Consider the following 262-nt stretch of genomic DNA (forward strand, 5'->3'; position numbering starts at 1 on the left):
GCATCAATTCGGCGAGGCGGACGGGGACGGAGGGATCACGCTCCGACGGCTTCAGGATGAAGGCGTTGCCGGTCGCGATCGCGGTACCGAACATCCACATCGGGATCATGCCGGGGAAGTTGAACGGCGTAATGCCCGCGCCGATGCCGAGCGGCTGGCGCATCGAATAGACGTCGATGCCGGGGCCGGCGCCGTGCGTGTACTCACCCTTCAGAACGTGCGGAATGCCGCAGCAGAATTCGATGACTTCGAGGCCGCGCTG

General features: G+C 64.9%; 1 protein-coding gene. It reads right to left on the bottom strand.

Annotation, left to right across the window (positions count from 1 at the left end):
• The coding region (locus tag AC0IYH_RS32200; RefSeq protein ID WP_471838381.1) for an aldehyde dehydrogenase family protein at positions 1-262 on the bottom strand (262 nt) is incomplete at both ends.

This window comes from Pseudomonas sp. AC463, from assembly GCF_979253585.1.